Source organism: Pseudoflavonifractor intestinihominis, from assembly GCF_040096055.1.
In the GTDB taxonomy this organism is placed as follows: domain Bacteria; phylum Bacillota; class Clostridia; order Oscillospirales; family Oscillospiraceae; genus Pseudoflavonifractor; species Pseudoflavonifractor intestinihominis.
In genome coordinates, this window is sequence record NZ_JBBMFK010000058.1 from 1 (window position 1) to 1652 (window position 1652).

Genomic DNA, 1652 nt, shown 5'->3' on the forward strand with positions numbered 1-1652 from the left:
CGGGTCAGGTACTCGTTGGCCGAGTACACGCCCACCAGGTTCTCCCCCGGGATGCCCATGAACATGGGCAGGCCCGCGCCCGAGCCCACGAACACGGCCTCATAGCCGTCCTCAAACAGCTCGTCGATGGAGGTGGTCTTGCCCACCACCGTGTTGGTCTCCACGTCCACGCCCAGGGCCTTCAGCTTCTCCACCTCGTTGGCCACGATGGCCTTGGGCAGACGGAACTCGGGAATGCCGTACACCAGCACGCCGCCCGCCACGTGGAAGGCCTCAAACAGGCTCACCTGGTAGCCCATCTTGGCCAGGTCGCTGGCGCAGGTCAGGCCCGCAGGGCCGGAGCCCACCACCGCCACCTTGTGGCCGTTGCTCTCCGGCTTCTTGGGCATGGCGTTGACGTGCTCACGGTACCAGTCCGCCACGAACCGCTCCAGGCGGCCGATGGCCACAGGCTCACCCTTGATGCCCCGGACGCACAGCGCCTCGCACTGGGTCTCCTGGGGGCACACACGACCGGACACCGCGGGCAGGGCGTTGGTCTGGGAGATGATCTCATAGGCCGCGGCAAAGTCCCCCTCCGCCACCTTGGCGATGAACTCCGGGATGTGGATGTTCACCGGGCAGCCGCCCACGCACTTGGGGTTCTTGCACTGCAGGCACCGGCCCGCCTCCTCCACCGCCATCTCCGCGGTGTACCCCATGGCCACTTCCTTGAAATTATGGCTGCGCTCCACCGGGTCCTGCTCCGGCATGGGCAGCTTCTTCGGATTCATATTTGCCATCGTCTTCTCCCCCTCACTGAATCAGTTTCCGGCCCAGGTGCTCCAGGCGGCACTCGTGCTGCTCCTTCGCCGCAGCCTCCTGCTCCCGGTAGATGGTGTTCCGGTTCATCAGCTCGTCAAAGTCCACCTGGTGCCCGTCAAAGTCAGGGCCGTCCACGCAGGCAAACTTCACCTTGCCGCCCACCGTCACCCGGCAGCCGCCGCACATGCCCGTGCCGTCCACCATGATGGGGTTCAGGCTCACCAGCGTCTTGATGCCGAAGGGCTCCGTGGTCTTGCACACGAACTTCATCATGGGCACAGGGCCGATGGCGATCACCAGGTCGTACTGGTTCCCCGCCTCGATCAGCGCCTTCAGCTTGTCCGTCACAAAGCCCTTCTCGCCGTAAGTGCCGTCGTCCGTGGTCAGGTAGAAGTTGGTGCACGCCGCCTTGAACTCCTCCTCCAGGATCACGATGTCCTTGGAACGGAAGCCGGCGATCACGTCCACCTCATACCCCGCCTGATGGAGATACTTGGCCTGGGGATAGGCAATGGCGCAGCCCACGCCGCCGCCTACCACGCACACGCGCTTCACGCCCTCGTCCACGTGGGTGGGCACGCCCAGGGGTCCCACAAAGTCCTTGATCTCGTCTCCCACGTTCAGGTCTCCCAGCAGCATGGTGGTCAGTCCCACCTTCTGGAAGATAATGGTGATCGTCCCCTTCTCACGGTCATAGTCCCCGATGGTCAGAGGGATCCGCTCGCCGTCATCGTCGATCCGCAGAATGATGAACTGCCCCGGCAGGGCCTTACGGGCAATCTTGGGCGCATCCACTTCCAGCAGCGTCACGCTGGGATTCAGCACTTCCTTGCGTACAATCTTTGCCA

2 protein-coding genes are annotated in these 1652 nt (G+C 63.9%); both read right to left on the bottom strand.

The genetic code is table 11. The annotated features are described in order from the left end of the window. Positions 1-782, bottom strand: a 782-nt coding sequence (locus WMO64_RS16980; RefSeq protein ID WP_349232760.1) for an FAD-dependent oxidoreductase, incomplete at its 3' end; no start/stop codon positions are given. A 13-nt stretch (positions 783-795) separates the two neighbouring features. Beyond that, complete coding sequence (locus tag WMO64_RS16985) at positions 796-1644, bottom strand: sulfide/dihydroorotate dehydrogenase-like FAD/NAD-binding protein (RefSeq protein ID WP_349232761.1); 849 nt, start codon at positions 1642-1644, stop codon at positions 796-798. Positions 1645-1652: the final 8 nt, after the last annotated feature.